At 68.0% G+C, this 15,744-nt stretch carries 12 protein-coding genes; 3 read left to right on the forward strand and 9 right to left on the reverse strand.

The genetic code is table 11. The features are described from left to right. Positions 1 to 16: 16 nt before the first annotated feature. Together UAJ10_RS24570 and UAJ10_RS24575 are read right to left on the reverse strand one after the other, a co-directional pair. Positions 17 to 268 (reverse strand): pilus assembly protein HicB, encoded by a 252-nt coding sequence (locus UAJ10_RS24570; RefSeq protein WP_322917885.1) that lies wholly within the window; start codon positions 266 to 268, stop codon positions 17 to 19. 172 nt (positions 269 to 440) lie between these two features. After that, positions 441 to 1,187: a class II aldolase/adducin family protein gene (locus UAJ10_RS24575; protein ID WP_322917886.1), complete on the reverse strand. Its 747-nt coding sequence runs from the start codon at positions 1,185 to 1,187 to the stop codon at positions 441 to 443. 241 nt (positions 1,188 to 1,428) lie between these two features. On the opposite strand from UAJ10_RS24575, the gene UAJ10_RS24580 reads away from it, so the two are divergent. After that, the gene (locus tag UAJ10_RS24580; RefSeq protein WP_322917887.1) at positions 1,429 to 2,394 is read left to right on the forward strand and encodes an ABC transporter substrate-binding protein; all 966 of its coding nucleotides are present in this window, start codon (positions 1,429 to 1,431) and stop codon (positions 2,392 to 2,394) included. Here UAJ10_RS24580 and UAJ10_RS24585 read toward each other — a convergent pair. The 6 genes from UAJ10_RS24585 to UAJ10_RS24610 form a co-directional block, all read right to left on the reverse strand. Next, a complete protein-coding gene (locus tag UAJ10_RS24585; protein ID WP_322917888.1) occupies positions 2,391 to 3,617 on the reverse strand; it encodes a bifunctional alpha/beta hydrolase/OsmC family protein in 1,227 nt (408 codons plus the stop codon). The genes UAJ10_RS24580 and UAJ10_RS24585 overlap by 4 nt on opposite strands. Positions 3,618 to 3,810: 193 nt before the next feature. Continuing rightward, on the reverse strand, positions 3,811 to 5,916 hold the full coding sequence (locus tag UAJ10_RS24590; protein ID WP_322917889.1) for a hydantoinase/oxoprolinase family protein: 2,106 nt from the start codon (positions 5,914 to 5,916) through the stop codon (positions 3,811 to 3,813). Next, positions 5,916 to 7,580, reverse strand: coding sequence for a hydantoinase B/oxoprolinase family protein (locus UAJ10_RS24595; protein ID WP_322917890.1), 1,665 nt, complete (start codon positions 7,578 to 7,580; stop codon positions 5,916 to 5,918). The genes UAJ10_RS24590 and UAJ10_RS24595 overlap by 1 nt, the downstream gene beginning before the upstream one ends. Continuing rightward, positions 7,577 to 8,944 carry a spinster family MFS transporter gene (locus UAJ10_RS24600; RefSeq protein WP_322917891.1) on the reverse strand — a complete coding sequence of 456 codons (1,368 nt, stop codon included), beginning with the start codon at positions 8,942 to 8,944 and terminating at the stop codon, positions 7,577 to 7,579. Before UAJ10_RS24600 ends, UAJ10_RS24595 begins: the two co-directional genes overlap by 4 nt. A 59-nt stretch (positions 8,945 to 9,003) precedes the next feature. Then, positions 9,004 to 9,312 carry a DUF4387 family protein gene (locus UAJ10_RS24605; RefSeq protein ID WP_322917892.1) on the reverse strand — a complete coding sequence of 103 codons (309 nt, stop codon included), beginning with the start codon at positions 9,310 to 9,312 and terminating at the stop codon, positions 9,004 to 9,006. After that, positions 9,296 to 10,720, reverse strand: a complete 1,425-nt coding sequence (locus UAJ10_RS24610; protein ID WP_322917893.1) for an acyclic terpene utilization AtuA family protein — start codon at positions 10,718 to 10,720, stop codon at positions 9,296 to 9,298. Before UAJ10_RS24610 ends, UAJ10_RS24605 begins: the two co-directional genes overlap by 17 nt. A gap of 104 nt (positions 10,721 to 10,824) precedes the next feature. Here UAJ10_RS24610 and UAJ10_RS24615 point away from each other — a divergent pair, with 104 nt between their 5' ends. Beyond that, positions 10,825 to 12,003, forward strand: coding sequence for a citrate synthase (locus UAJ10_RS24615; RefSeq protein ID WP_322917894.1), 1,179 nt, complete (start codon positions 10,825 to 10,827; stop codon positions 12,001 to 12,003). On the opposite strand, the gene UAJ10_RS24620 is transcribed toward UAJ10_RS24615, so the two are convergent. Then, positions 11,989 to 12,999 (reverse strand): phosphoglycerate dehydrogenase, encoded by a 1,011-nt coding sequence (locus UAJ10_RS24620; RefSeq protein ID WP_322917895.1) that lies wholly within the window; start codon positions 12,997 to 12,999, stop codon positions 11,989 to 11,991. The two genes, UAJ10_RS24615 and UAJ10_RS24620, sit on opposite strands and share 15 nt — an antisense overlap. Positions 13,000 to 13,302: 303 nt before the next feature. On the opposite strand from UAJ10_RS24620, the gene UAJ10_RS24625 reads away from it, so the two are divergent. After that, a complete protein-coding gene (locus tag UAJ10_RS24625) occupies positions 13,303 to 15,672 on the forward strand; it encodes a TonB-dependent receptor (protein ID WP_322917896.1) in 2,370 nt (789 codons plus the stop codon). The last annotated feature ends 72 nt before the right edge of the window (positions 15,673 to 15,744 follow it).

Consider the following 15,744-nt stretch of genomic DNA (forward strand, 5'->3'; position numbering starts at 1 on the left):
CCGTCCAGCGCCTCCTTTATTCCGGTAACTCGTCGCCAGCCTGTGGCGGTGTGTCGGGCACACGGGCCAGGAAGGCGGCAAAACCCTGGCCTGAAGCGCCCCCAGCCCGCGCATGTAAGAAGGCGGCGGCGGTTTCGACCGAGCCAATTTTCTCGGCCACCGCCGCAGCGATCCACTGATTGAGCGATACACCGTCCTCACGAGCGAGCCGAGCGGCGGCTTCCTTTACTGATGCTGGCAGCTTCAGTGGATAGGTCGCTTTGCTCATTTGATAGCTCCTTGAAGAAACTCAGCCGGCCGTAGCACTGGAACGCCAAACCGCGCGGCCGGCCCGAAATCCCGAATGTTATGCGTCACCAGGGCATCTTTTCCCCAACGCAACGAAGTGACATCCCATGGGATGTCACTTCGTGCAATCTTGGCTGCTGGGGTTTTGTGGTCTAGGCGTCATACCCTGGCGACTCCCGGGCCAGGCGGCGCAGCAGGCCGGCCCAGGGCAGCTTGGCATGGTCGGGGCGGTGGTTGGCCACCTGCTGGCGCACCTCGGCCTGGGCATGCTCCGGCGCAAGCAGAATGCCGTCGCGCCCGGCGCTGAGGGTCCGCACCTGCAAGGTGGCGGAGCGTTCCAGGGCGTGGATGCCCAGGAAGGCGTGGGCGGCGGTGGGGCCCAGCGCCAGGGTGCCGTGGTTGCGCAACAGCATCAGGCTCTTATCCCCCAGGTCGGCCACCAGCCGTTCCCGTTCATCCAGATGCAGGGCGATGCCCTCATAATCGTGATAGGCCAGGCGCGGGATGACGGTCAGGGAATGCTGGTTCAGGGGCAGCAGCCCCTCCTTGTGGGCCGAGACGGCGATGCCGTCGGCGGTGTGCAGGTGGATGACGAACTTGGCGTCATGCCGGGCGCCGTGGATGGCGGAATGGATGGTGAAGCCCGCCGGGTTGATGCCGTATTCCGTATCGCCCCACACCGGCGCCTGCAGGATGTTGCCGTCCAGGTCCACCTTCACCAGGCTGCTGGCCGTGATCTCGTCAAAGAAGAGCCCATAGGGGTTGATCAGGAAATGCTCCTCCGGCCCCGGCACGCGGGCGGAGATGTGGGTGTAGATCAGGTCGGTCCAGCCGAACAGCGCCACCAGGCGGTACAGCGCCGCCAGCTCCACCCGCGTCTGCCATTCCGCCTCGCCCACACGCCCCTTCAGGGATTGGATGCCCAGGTCAGGATCCGTCCGCCATCCTTATTCTCCATCGCGATGATTGGCCTTCAGCGTCGATCCACGCGGGCGGTACGTCAAATTGGGGATTTTAAAGCATGGCTTGAGCGTCCCTAAGGCCGTCGCTCAAGGGACTGTTGAAACTTATCAAACAGTCCGCGACGCGCCCGTCCGCTAGCCTGGGTTCTCGCTGTAACGGCATGGGTTCGGGTGCATCATGGCATGGGGTCGGGATTGGTCGCGGCGGGGCTTCCTGCGGGCGGGGGTGGGACTGGGGGTGGTCATCGCCGCCCCGGCCGTGCTGACCGCCTGCGACGACAAGAAGGCGTCGGGCGTCCTGAAGGTGGGGGACCAGCGCGGCGGCCTGCAGGCCCTGCTCAGCGCTTATCCCGATGACAAGCCCGGCCTCGACTATCAGGTGGAATGGGCGCAGTTCCCCAACGCCGCCCCGGTCATTGAGGCGCTGAACGCCCAGGCCATCGACGTGGGCGGGGTGGGCGACGCGCCCTTCGGCTTCGGCTTGGCGGGCAAGGCGCAGATCAAGGCGGTTTCCGCCTATCGCTCCAGCGGGGAGGGGACGGCCGTGCTGGTGAAGCCGGACGGCCCGGTCCAGGCGGTGGCCGACCTCGCCGGCCGCACGGTCGCCACCAGCAAGGGATCCATCGGCCATTTCCTGGTGCTGCGCGCGCTGGCGGAGGCCAACGTGCCGGTGGACAAGGTCACCATCGCCTTCCTCGCGCCCAACGACGCCAAGGCCGCCCTGCTGGCCGGTGGCATCGACGCCTGGGCCACCTGGGACCCTTACACCGCCCTGGGCGAATTGCACGATGGGCTGAAGGTGTTGGTGAACGCGCAGGGGCGCATGCCCGGCCTGTCCTACCTGCTGTCCACGCCGGCGGCGCTGTCCGCCCGCCGCGCCCTGGTGCGTGATTTCGTGGCCCGCATCGACCGGGCGCGGGCGTACTCCGCCGCCAAGCCCGACGCCTACGCGGCGGTTTTCGCCCAGCAGACGGGCGTGCCGGCGGAGGTGGCGTCGCTCATGATCCGCCGCACCAACTTCCACCCCGTGGCCCTGGACGACGGCATCATTGCCGACCAGCAGAGCATCGTGGACCAGTTCGCCAAGGTGGGCCTGGGCGGTGACGGCCTGGACGTGCGCCCGGCGTTCGAGCGGCAGCTTTAAGGGGCGGAGGCAGGCTGGTCGGCGGGTTGTTCGTCCACCAGCAGCGTTTCCACCTCCGACGCGCGGGTCAGGGTGATGTCCACCGGGCAGCGGTTGGCGATGGACAGCAGCTTGGCCCGCTGCTCCGCATCCAGGGGGCCTTCCAGGGTGATGGTGCGGGTGAACAGGTCGGCGGGCGTCTGGTCCGGCCGTTTGGTATGCACCACCCGCGTCTGGGCGCGGACCAGGGGCAGGCCCTTGCGCTCCGCGTACATGCGCATGGTCATGGTGGTGCAGGCGGCCAGGCCCGCCGACACGAAGTCATAGGGGGCGAGGCCGCTGTTCAGGCCGCCCACCTCCACCGGCTCATCCGCCAGGAACTGGTGCGGGCCGCTGCGCATGGCCAGCTGATAGCGGCCCCGGCCCGTCTCCGTCGCCAGCACGCCCTCGGCCTCGCCATGCGGGTCCGGCGTCTCCCCCTGCTGCGGCAGGTAGCGGCTGGCCCAGGCGGCGATGACGGCCGCCGCGTAGTCGGCGTCCGCCGGGCGGGTCAGCAGATGGTCGGCGTCGTCCAGCGAGACGAAGCTCTTGGGATGCTTGGCGGCCACGAAGATGCGGGTGGCGTTGTCGATGCCCACCGTCATGTCGCCCGGGGCGTGCAGGATCAGCAGCGGACGGCGCAGGCGGGCGATGCGCGCCGCCAGGTCCTGTTCGCGGGCATCGTCGACGAAGCTCTGGCGGATCACGAAGGGGCGGCCGGCCAGGTCGACCTCGGCCTCGCCCTCCGCCTCGATGCGGTTCAGCGCCTCCGGCCCGAAGGTCTGGAGCACATGGGCGACGTCGGACGGGGCGGCGATGGTTACGACGGCCTTGACCGTGGGCATGTCGCCGGCGGCGGCCAGGGCCGCGGCCCCGCCGAAGCTGTGACCCACCAGCAGGCTGGGAGGCATGCCCGCCTGGGTCATGGCCGCGTAGGCCGCCATCAGGTCGTCGACATCGGCCGCGAAGCCGCCGTCGGCGAAGTCACCGCCGCTTTTGCCCAGGCCGGCGAAGTCGAAGCGCAGCACGCCGATGCCAGTCATGGCCAGGGCGCGGGCCAGCCGCGTGGTCGCCAGGCTGTCCTTCCCGCAGGTGAAGCAGTGGGCGAAGATGGCCCAGCCGCGCGGCGTGCCCTCCGCCGGCTCGATCCGGCCGGACAACCGGTACCCCTTGGCGCTGTCGAAGTCGAACTGCTGGCTGGCCATGGCGGCTTCCCCTCTTTCTGCCTGCCGTTCTTGTAGCACCAGCGGTGGGGCGATGGCCAAGCCTGTCCTCCAGCGCATAACCCTGGCCAACGAGGGCACGAGGTTTTGCGGGTTCCGGGCGTTGCTGGCCGCCATCGCCCGCGCCCAGTAGACCACCGGGGGCGGACCACCGGGGAAAGGCCGTGGGGTCCCGTCAGCCTGCCGCCGCTCCGGCATCCGCGGCGATGGTGGTGATCAGATGGCCGTGCGGGCTGACCTCCGTCACGCAATCCGGCCCCACCGCGAAGGTCGACTCCCGCTCCTCGAACAGGGCCGCCCCGACGATGCGCATGCCCGGCGCCAGGGCGTAGCGGTCGTAGATCGCCGTGTCGACCGGGCCGAAATCCGGGAAGTCGACCTGGCGGTGGCCGCGCAGCGGTTCCGCCCCTGCCTCCCGCATGCGGATCAGGCTGATTGGCTGAATGGGCAGCGAGGCGGAGAGGCGCCATCCGACCACCTCCACCGGCATGCCCTGCGCCGCCCGGCCGAACCGCGCGCGATAGGCGGTGCCGAAGGCTTCATGCAGCGCCCCGCCGTCACCGGCGGCGATCGCCTCCGCCGGGATGCCGACCGACACCTCGAAACCCTGGCCGACATAGCGCATGTCGGCATAGAGCCTGGTCTGCATGGGTGCTGCGGCGGCACTGGCCGCGTCCAGCAGGCGCCGGGCCTGGTCCGCCATGTCGGCGATCAGCCCCCGCACATGGGGCCAGTCCAGCCGGGCCACCGGCGAAACGTGCCCGCGCACGAAATCGACCGTGGGCGGCGCCACCAGGAAGCCGAACGCCGAGATGACCCCCGCCCCAGGGGGCACGATCAACTGCCTGACCTTCAGCAGCTTGGCCAAGCCGTAGGCGTGAACCGGACCGGCGCCGCCGAAGGCGATCATGGCATAGTCGCGCGGATCCTTGCCGTTCTCAGCCAGATGCATGCGGGTGGCACCCGCCATGCTTTCGTTGACGACGGCCTGGATGCCGCGCGCGGCCCCGGCGGCATCGATGCCCAGCGGCCGGCCCAGCCGGCCTTCCATCGCGTCGCCGGCCGCCGCGTCGCGCAGGCCCATTTCGCCCCCCAGGAAATAGGCGGGATCGAGATACCCCAGCATCAGGTCGGCGTCGGTCACCGTCGGCTCCGTCCCGCCGCGTCCATAGCAGACCGGGCCGGGCACGGAGCCGGCACTGCGCGGCCCCACCTTGAGCAGGCCCAGGGCGTCCAGCCCGGCGATGGAGCCGCCGCCGGCGCCGATTTCGATCATGTCGACGACCGTGACCTTGAGCGGCAGCCCCGACCCCTGCTTGAAGCGGTGCAGGCGGCCGGCCTCGAAGTCATGCTTGATGTGGGGCGCGTAATCCTCCACCAGGCACATCTTGGCCGTGGTCCCGCCCATGTCGAATGAGATCACCCGCCGCTGTCCCGTCTCGCGGGCGATGTGCGCGGCCGCCATGGCGCCGGCGGCCGGCCCGGACTCGATGAGCCGCACCGGGAAGTTCTTGGCGTCGTCTATGGTGGTGATGCCACCGCTGGACAGCATGATGTACAATTCGCCCGCGAAGCCCAGGACGCGCAAATCATCGACCAGCCGGTCCAGGTAGCCGTGCACGCGGGGCTGGACATAGGCGTTGACGCAGGTGGTGTTCGTCCGTTCGTACTCGCGGATCTCCGGCGCGACCTCGGCGGACAACGAGACCAGCAAGTCGGGATACAGCTCCCGCACCGCCTGGCGCGCCGCCAGCTCGTGCGCCGGGTTGCGGTAGGAATGCAGGAAGGCGATGGCCAGGGCCTCGATGCCCTCTTCCTCCACCAGGTGGCGGACGGCACCGCGCACAGCCCGCCCATCCAGCGGCATGAACTCGCCGCCATCGGCCTTCAACCGCCCGGGGATGTCCAGGCGCAGGTGGCGCGGCACCAGGACGGGCACGGGTTCCAGCGCCAGGTCGTCGACGTCGTACCGGATTTCCCGCCCCATCTCCAGGATGTCGCGGAAGCCCTCCGAGGCTAGCAGGCCGATCTTGGCGCCGGTCCGTTCCAGCACCGTGTTGGTGATCAGGGTCGTCCCGTGGACGATGCTGTGGATCTGGTCGATGGTCGAGTTGGTCTCCGCCAGCAGGCGGACGATGCCCTCGACGATGGCCCGGCCCGGCTGGTCGGGGGTGGTCAGGCGCTTGCCGGTGGCGCTGAGGCCGCGGGCTTCGTCATGCAGGACGAAGTCGGTGAACGTGCCGCCGATGTCGACGCCGATGCGGATGGTCTTCTGCTTCATCACTTCAGTCCAAGGGCCAGAGCTTGCGTGGGGTAATCGCGGCGTACGGCGTCGGTGGTCACCACGCCCCGCTTAAGATCGGACTCGATGGCTGCGACCGGCCGGTCGGCTGGCGGTCCATAGCCACCGCCCCCGGGGAAGGACAGCGTCACGCTTTCGCCCGGCTGGATGAGGGAGCGTGACTTCATGGGCACGGTGCGCCCGTCCCGATGGGCCGCCAGCGCCGGCGCTCCGGCACCGCCCCCCATGATGCCCAGCGCCGGGTGGCGCTCACGATCCCCCAGCAGCACCATCTGGATGGGTGTCGCGGCGGCGTTCAGGATTTCGCAGTCCTGGCCCAGGCCGCCGCGCTGGCGGCCCGCCCCGCCGGAGTCCGGCCGGAACGCCTTGCGCAGGAACAGCAGCGGCGACACCGTCTCCATCGCCTCGACGCTGCCCGCGCCGGAATTGGTGGGGAAGGCGGTGGTGGACAGGCCGTCCCGCTCCGCCGAGGCGCCCATGCCGGCGCTGGCGAACAACAGCTGGCCGAAGCGCCCCCCGTCAGCGGCACGCCCGCTGAAATGCGCGCGCAGGGCCGGCGCCCCGCCGCTGTCGGCCACCACCCGTTCCGGCATCAGCGGCGACAGCGCCTGGAACAGGGCGCAGGACAGCAGGTGGCCCGTCAGATGGCGCGCCATGACCGGCGCCGGCGCAGTGGGGTTGAGGATGGTTCCGGCCGGCGCCGTCACCCGAATGGGGCGGTAGGAGCCCTCATTGCGTCGCGTGAAGGGGTCCAGCAGGCACTTCAAGGGATAGATGGTGTAGGCGCGGGTATAGTTGAGCGTTGAATTGATCGCGTAGGCGACCTGGGGGGAGGAGCCGTCGTAGTCGACGGTGATGTCGTCGCCGGCGATGGTCACGGCGCAGGCGATGCGCGTCGGCTGGTCCCCCACGCCATCGGCCTCGATGGCGCCGCGATAGACGCCGTCGGGCAAGCCGGCGATGGCCGCGCGCATGGCCCGCTCCGCCAGGCCGATCACGGCGCGGCCCAGCCGCTTGAAGTCGGGCTCGCCCGTGTCCTTCAGGAACTCCACGGCCCGGCGCCGGCACACCTCGTTCGCGTTGACCTGCGCCTCGATGTCGCCGAACACGATGTCCTTGAGGCGGATGTTGGCCAGCAGCAGCTGCACCAGGTCGTCATTCAGCTCCCCCGCGCGGTAAAGCCGGACCGGGGGGATCAGCACGCCTTCCTCGATCAGCTCGGTCGGGCCCTCCTTGAAGGTGCCGCCGATATCGGGCGCATGGGCGGCGGACCCGGAGAAGCCGACCAGCGCGCCGTGGTGGAAGATGGGGGCGACCACGACGATGTCCGGCAGATGGCCCGTGCCGATCCAGGGATCGTTGGTCATGACCACGTCGCCCTCGCGCCAGGTCGGTGCCGGGAAGCGGTCCAGCATGGCGCGGGTGGCGCGCCCGACCAGGGCGGCGAAGGCCGGGATCCCCAGGGTGCACTCACCGATGGTCTCGCCGCCCGCGTCCATGAGCACGGTGACGTAGTCGTTGGATTCACGGATGACGGTGGAGAAGGAGGTGCGCAGCAGCGTCGCCGCGGCCTCATCGGCGATGGCGATCAGCCGGCTCCACCAGATTTCCAGGGTAATGGGGTTGATCTCGCTGTCGATCATGCTGGGTCCTTCACACGGGAAAGGGTGGGCTGATCGGATGCGCGCTGCGCCACCACGCCATCCGCCGCCACCAAGGACAGGGTCGAACGATAGGATCGCCGGCCGGCGGCGAGGATGAGCGCCGCCACGGCGAAGCCGCCGGGGGCGACGATGGCGATGGACCGGCCGATCATCATCGGGTCATGGAAGACGTGATCGTTCAGCACACCGACCAGCAGCGGCCCGAAGGTCGCCGCCAGCAGGTTGGAGCTGGCGATGTAGCAGGCCGACGCGATGGCCCGCATGCGGTTGGGCACCAGTTCGGCCAGGCTGGCCTGGACCAGGCCGAAGTTGAAACCGACCACGAACTGGATGGAGCCGATGGCGACCAGCGCCACGGCCTGGTCGGTGGCCGTCATGACCAGGCTGGCGACCGCGCAGAAGGCCGCAGAGCCGGTACCGACGATCAGCTTGCCGTCCTTCCGGCCAGCACGGGTCAGGGCGTCGGCCAGCATGGCGCCGACGATGGCGCCGAGCGGGCTCAGCACCAGGGTCATGCCCCCCAGCTTCTGGCCTGTGGGCCCCAACGCCCAGCCATGGACGCGGACAAAAAAGGTGGGGGCCCAGGACGCCAGGGTCGAGGCCGCCATGCTGGTGGTGGCGAAGCCGCCGACCGTGGTCAGCAGTGCGGCCTTCTTGCGGGAGAATTCCGCCAGCACCTGACGCAGGCTGGCGGTGGCCTCTGACCGCCGGCCGTCATCCGTCAGGCGCGCCGGCTCCCGCACCGTCAGCAGCAGCGGGACCATGAGGACGCCGGCGGCCCCCAGGATGATGAAGACCAGCCGCCATGGCTCCGTCTGGCCGGCACCCTCATGGCCGAAATATTTGAGCAGCGTGCCGCCAAGGCCAAGTGCCAGCCCGCTGCCGAAGAAGACCCCCATGGAATAGATGCTGAGCGCCCGCGTCCGCGCCCCCGGCGAGAAGTAATCGGCGATCAGGGATACGGCGGCCGGCGCCAGGGCCGCCTCGCCGATGGCGACGCAAATCCGCGCGCCGAACAGTTGCGGCATGTTTTGCGCCAGGCCGCACGCCGCCGTGGCGGCGCACCAGACGACCAGCCCGGCCAGCGTCAGGTTGCGGCGATGCCGTGTGTCCGCGACACGCGCCAGGGGAAAGCCGAACAGCGTGTAGAAGACGGCGAAGGCCGCGCCCTGCAGCAGACCAAGCTGTGTGTCGTTGAGGTCAAAGCTCTTCTGGATCGGGCCGACCAGAAGCTGCAACAGGGCCCGATCCATGTAACTGAACGTGAAACATAGGCACATCACAACGGCGACATACCAGGAATACGCGGTGTCCCGGCGATGCAGGGCGGCCTGCCTGCCCATTTGCGTCCTCCCGATTTTATTATTGTGCGCTTAAGCGGAATACGGGCGCCGTGACGGCGTCAGGCAAGCTCAACCGACAGCAGGCGCGCGAACTGCTGACCGCCATGCATGTCGCGCTCATGCCGCCAGCCCTGGGGATGCGGCCGGGCGTAGGAGATCTTGATCATGCGCAGGGCGTCCACCGGCACGCGCTTCACGCTACCCGGGTCCGTGCCGAACAGGCGGGCGAACAGGTCGGGCCCCAGCTCGGGCGCGTCACGATAGCGCGCGAAACTGTCGTCGTCGGCGAAAAAGAAATCCACGGTGATCCAGAAAGGACCGGCGTTCTTCGACCGGACGTGCCGGCACACTTCAGCGATCTTGGGCATTCGGCGTCTCCAGATGCTCAACGGTGCCGGTCGATGACACGTCCACCCATTCCGTCCTGACCAGTTCGAAACCATCCTCGGTCTCGACGACGTGGTTGAGCATGAATTCATAGACACGCCCGCGCGGGATCTCGGCCGGCGTGAAGGGAAAGGCGTAGCTGGGCAGTTCCATGTCGAAGCGTATCGGCATGTGGAAGAAATAGGGGTTGCAGGACCGCGCCATGCGGTCGGCCAGGTCCTGGGTGCGCGCCGTCACCACGAACAGCACGCCCACGTCGCGCGGCGGCGGGGTGTCGGCGGGCACGGGCCGGCCGGACGTGCCGTTCCAGCCGTAGAGGCGAAGCGAAACCTCGAAATCACCCGCCTCATCGCCGAAGGTCGCGGCGATGCGTTCCACCAGCGTCTTGTGCATGCGGTCGTGGAATTCATCGAGGTTTGCCAGGACTTCCGGATCCTCGATGCCGATCAGCATGATGGTCTGGTAGTCACCGCCACGGGCCCCCTCCAGCTTCATGGTGTAGGGCATTGGCCGCCAGATGGAGCCGACGACCCGGGTGATGCGTGGCTCGACCTGGGTGTAGACCGCCTCCGTGGCATCCAGGACGCCGCCCGGTTCCACCAGCAGGAAGGGATCGCTGTTCTCATACAGCAGGTGGGCCGAGACGCTTTCGGGCGTGCAGCGGTTGCCGGGGTCCAACGGTTCCATGTCGAACTGGTCGGTCCCGACATGCATCAGGACGCCGCCCCGCCGCAGGTTGGTCGTGCACTGCCCGCCGCATTCGGCGATCTTGGCGGCGTGCCAGGTCTGGGCCACCCCGGCGCCCCGCATCAGGGGCACGGCCGACAGCACGGCGGTGTCGGTGGTCCTGCCGCCCAGCACCAGGTTGGCGCCGCGCTTGACGGCATCGATGTAAGGCTCCGGCCCCATCAGGGCCACGATGTGGTCGCAAGCGTCGAACAGCTCATCGGTGGCCTGTTCCAGCGGCGCCAGCGGCCGGATCTTCCCCTGCGCCAGCTTGCGCTTCAGCACCGCCGCCGGCTGTTCGCTGTATAGGCAGGCGATGCGCAGGCCTATGCCCAGTTCCCGTGCCGCCTCGATGGCGATGTCACGGGTCCAGTCCACGCTGGAGTCCGCGCCGCAGGTGCCGCACGTGCCCACCAGCACCGGAATGCCGGCCTCATTCGCCATTTGCAGCAGGATGAGGAGGTCCTGCTTGATCGACTCCCTGTTCATCTTGGAGACGCCGCGCGCCAGATAGGAGGGCCCGCTGTCCGTCGAACCGGCGTCGACGGCAATGGCATGGGCGCCCTGGGCCAAGCCATAGGCGATGTGTTCCCGTTTCACTCCCGCGCCGAGCATTCCGCTCGGCACGATGACCTTGGTCACCGTCCGTTCCAACTCCGACATTTCCTCGTGTCCCGTCTGTTTATTCTTAGCAACATGCATAACAAACTTGACCGACGCTACGGAGTAAGGGATAAGTCGTCAATCTTGATTATAAAAGTTTAGAAATGGTCGACGACGACTACATATCGGCCGAGGAGGCCGCGGCGCTGCTGGGTGTCACCATCGACACCTTCTACGTCTATGTGACGCGCAAGAATTTGCGGTCCACGGGCATTCCCAACTCGCGCAAGCGCCGCTATTGGCGCGCCGACGTGGAACAGCTGCGCGGCCGCGGCCGCAAGCCGCCGGCCAGCCCGACGGACCTGGACGCCGAAAGCTCCATCACCCTGCTGACCGAGGACAATCTGTTCTACCGGGGCATCAGCGTCCGGGAACTGGTGAACCGCCCCACCTTCGAAAGCGTGGCCGCCCTGTTGTGGGACGTGGACGCCGACGCGGTGTTCGGCGAGTCGCTGCCGGCTTTTCCCGATACGGTCAGGGCGGTGCGCCACGCGCTGGCGGGGGAATCGCCCCTGGACCAGGCCATCGCCCTTTTCCCCCTCATCGAAAAGGCAAATCCGCGCTCGCAGGATTTCTCGCCGGCCGGCATGGCCCGGACGGGCGGCGACGTCCTGCGCGCCTTCACGGCGCTGATCACCGGGCATGACCGCCCCGACTGCAGACCTATCCATAACAGCATAGCCGAGGCCTTCGGCTTCACCGACCGCCAGGCGGCGCTGATGCGCCACGTCATGATTTTGGCCGCCGACCATGGGCTGGAGCCCGCGACCTTCGCCGTCCGGGCGATCGCCAGCACCGGCGTCTCGCCCTGGCGAGCGGTCTCGACCGGCCTGACCATCGCCATCGGCCGCAAGACGCGCCCGGTCAAGTTCGCCGCCATCGGCCGGCTGGTCCAGGAAATCGTTGAAACGGAACGACCTTTCGAGCCCATCACCCGGCGTGTCCAGGAAGGCGACGCCATCGCCGGCTTCCAGCCCGCCACCAGCGGCCCCGACGTGCGCGCCACCGTGCTGTTGGACCTGCTGGAAGCCGACTATGCACGCGACGCCGACTTCCAGCGCCTGATGGCGGCCATCGGCGCGGCCCGGGACATCGGCGGCTACGAGCCGGGTTTCGCGCTGTTGGGCGCCTTCGCCGGGCTGAAGCTCGGCTTACGCTCGCGCGAGGCCACGTTCTTCCTGGCCCGCGCCGCCGGCTGGATCGCCCACGCCATCGAGCAGAGCCTGGGCGGTGAGCGCGAGCGCCATGAGCCGCACTATCGCGGGCCCTTACCCGGCCTGTGAGCGGGGCCGCCCGTCCGCGACCACGCAGTCGGCGGGCGGATCACCACCGTCCAGCACGGCCACGACCGACCGCGCTGCGATCATGTTGGTGCGGTCCAGCCCTTCGCGGGAAGAGGCGGCGGCATGCGGCGTCGCCACGACGTCGTCGCGCACCAGCAAGGCGGCGGTGACCTCGCGGTAGTCCGGATCGCTTTCGCTGACGAAGACGTCGAGCCCGGCGCCAGCCAGATGCCCGGCCTCCAGCGCGGCAAGCAGGGCGCGGTCATCCACCAGGCCGCCGCGTGCGGCATTGACCAGGATGGCGCCCGGCTTCATCGCCGCCAGCGCAGCCGCGTCGATCATGAAGCGCGTCGCGGGCGTCAGCGGCGCATGCAGGGAAACGTAGTCGCTGCGCGTCAGCAGTTCCGGTAGCGAAACGAACTCGACTCCCTCGGGGGCGTCCGGGGGAACAGGCCCCGGGGTGCAGACCAGCACCGTGGCGTCGAAGCCGATCAGGCGCTTGATCACGCTCCGCCCGATGCGGCCATGGCCTATGATGCCGACGGTCTTGCGGTACAGGTCCGTGCTGATCTGGATGGCCCACTTGCCCGCGGCCATATCCGCCTGGGACCGTCGGAACCGGCGCCCAACGGCCAGCATCAGGCCGATGGTGTGGTCGGCCACGGCAGCATCGTTGCCGCCGGCGGCGATGGTGACCACCCGGCCCAGATCCCGCGCCGCGGCCAAGTCCACCCGCTCATACCCCACCCCCCGCCGGGACACCACCGCCAGGTCCGGCAGGGCCGCCAGCAGCGGGCGGGTGACACGCGCATGCCCGACGATCCAGCCGGCCGCCCCGGCCAGGCGGGCCCGCAATTCGTCTTCCGTCAAATCGGCGTCGGCTCGCCCCGGCGGCAGGGCCAGCACCTCGGCCTCACAGCCGTGGTCGCGCAGATAATCCAGCGCCGCCTGATCGAAAAACTTCTGACTGATAAGGACTCGACGGTTTCCTGCCATGACACCCTCCCACGCCGCTGCGACGCGCCGTTCATTGACCGATAGGTTCATTGATTGATGGGCGACGAACATGCGGTGGTGCCTCCTGATCTGTCAAGATCAAGGCATTATTCCAGATACACAACTTAACTATATCAATCAAGATTGACAATATTCGGCCTTGGCTTAGCGTAGCTGAACGATTTCCAGGTTCTGTTAAACGCCTCAAGCTGCGGGTACCCATCCCGCCGGCGACGTTCCCATCATGGCTGTCAAACAAAAACCCGCCGCACGAACGGTCGGGCTCAGGGAGGGTGTAAATTGATGAGAGGAAGCTATCGTCTTCGTTGTGGCATCGGCGCCGTGGCGTTGGTGCTGGGCCCGGTCTGGGCCGCCGCCGCGCAGGAGGCGGGGCCGGATGTGGGGCAGTTGGATGAAATCATCGTCACCGCGCAGAAGCGGGCGCAGTCGGCCGACAGCGTCGGCATGTCCATCACAACGCTGAGCGGCGCCGATCTGCAGCGGCAGGGGGTCGACAGCGTCGGCGACCTGGCCCGCGTCGATCCCAGCTTCGTCGTATCCCAGACCAACTACAGCTCGCCGGTCTACAGCATTCGCGGTGTCAGCTATAACGATTTCTCCATCGCCGCGACGCCCACCGTCAGCGTCTATACCGACGAAGTGCCCTATGCCTATCCGGCGCTGTCCAAGGGGGCGACGTTCGACCTGGAACGGGTGGAGGTGCTGAAGGGACCGCAGGGCACGCTGTACGGCCAGAACGCGACCGGTGGCGCCGTCAATTACATCGCCGCCAAGCCCACCAACCAGTTCGAGGCCGGGTTGGACGGCACCCTGGGCCGCTTCGCCGCCGCCGGGCTGGACGGCTTTGTCAGCGGCCCGATCAGCGACACCCTGGCCGGGCGTTTCGCCTTCAGCGTCCGCGAGGGCGGCGACTGGCAGCGGAGCACTACGCGCGACGAAACCTTGGGCCAGCAGAACAGCGTGAAGCTGCGCGCCCTGCTGGACTGGAACCCCACGGACGCGCTGCAGGTCCAGGCCAACTTCAACGGCTTCATCGACCGGTCCGACCTGCCCGCCGCCAACCTGGTCAAGATCGTGCTGCAGCGGCAATCCTCGGCCGCCCTGGTCCCGAACACGACCAAGGCCAAACCCGGCCCGGATGATCCGGAGGCGGCGGATTGGCTGGCCGGCACCACGCCCCGGGTCGACGAGTCCACCGAGCAGGCGTCGCTGCGCGCCGATTACGCGCTGCCCCACGGCATGACCCTCACCTATATCGGCTCATTCCAACACTTCACCCAGAACGACCTGAACGAGCCGCAGGGCGCCAACTATCATTTCAGCCAGCTGCAGAGCGGCATCGTCAACGCCACCTCGCAGGAATTGCGCCTGAGCGGCAAGGAGTTCGACGATCGCCTGAACTGGCTGCTGGGTGCCGACTATGCCAAAGCCTATACGCGCGAAACCCAGCTTTACGACCTCGCCGGCTCCTCCTCCTCCTTCGCCCTGACCAACGTGCCGTTGCTGATCGGCAAGCCGGCCATTCCGCCCTTCAGCGGCAACCGCAGCGATTCCGACGACGATTCCATCAGCCGGGCGGCATTCGGCAACATCGAATACCGTCCGGTGGAGGAACTGGGCATCACCGCCGGCGCCCGGTATACGACGACGGCCATCAGTCATGGAGGGTGCACGCGCGACACCGACGGCAACACCGCCGCCGGCGCCACGGTCATCGAGACCATCCTGAAGCACGGGGTCGGCGTCGTCCCGGCGGTGCGCGGCGGCTGCACGACGCTGAACGCCAGCCTCACGCCCGCCTACATCAACCAGCGGCTGAGCGAGGACAATGTCTCCTGGCGGGTCGGCCTCAACTGGACGCCGGTGGAACGGACCCTGATCTACGGCACGGTCAGCCGCGGCTTCAAGGCCGGCAGCTTCCCGACGCTGTCCGCCTCCTCCTACCTGCAATTGCGGCCGGTCACCCAGGAGGAATTGCTGGCCTATGAGCTGGGGGTGAAGACCCGGCTGTTGAACAACCGCCTGGAAATCGACGGCGCGCTGTTCCACTACGACTACACCAACAAGCAGCTGGAGGCCCGCAGCCTGGATCCGAACGGTGTGTTCGGGCTGCTGAGCGTCCTGGTCAACGTGCCCAAGTCGAAGGAGGACGGCGCCGAGTTCAGCCTGCGCGCCAAGCCCCTGGACAATCTGACCGTCACCGCCAAGACGACGTACCTGCATTCCTTGGTCGAGAGCGACTATTTCGGCTACAACGCCTTCACCACCACACCGGTCAATTTCAAGGGCCAGGCCTTCCCCAATACACCCCGATGGTCTTTCCTGGTGGACGCCCAGTATGACTGGAGCGTCAGCAGCGCCTACACCGCCTTCGTCGGCGCCAGCGCCCGCTATCAGACCAAGACACAAGGGTTGTTCGGTACCCAGAGCGCCATCGACCAGGGCTATCCCTCGACCTACAACGCCGACTATGGCGTCATCGACCTGCGGGCCGGCCTGTCGTCCGTCAGCGGCACCTGGCGCTTCGAAGGTTTCGTGCGGAACCTTACCAACACCTTCTACGCCATCCAGACCACCCGGGTGGGCGACTCCGTTGTCCGCTTCCAGGGCCAGCCGACCACCTATGGGGTCACAGTCTCCTACCGGTACTGAGGCCGATAGGGTGACGCCGACAGGGCGATGGGTGGGGCGGGGATGCGAAAGGTTGGCGCGCATCCCCGCCGG

The organism is Nitrospirillum guaranorum (assembly GCF_034653275.1).
Lineage (GTDB): Bacteria > Pseudomonadota > Alphaproteobacteria > Azospirillales > Azospirillaceae > Nitrospirillum.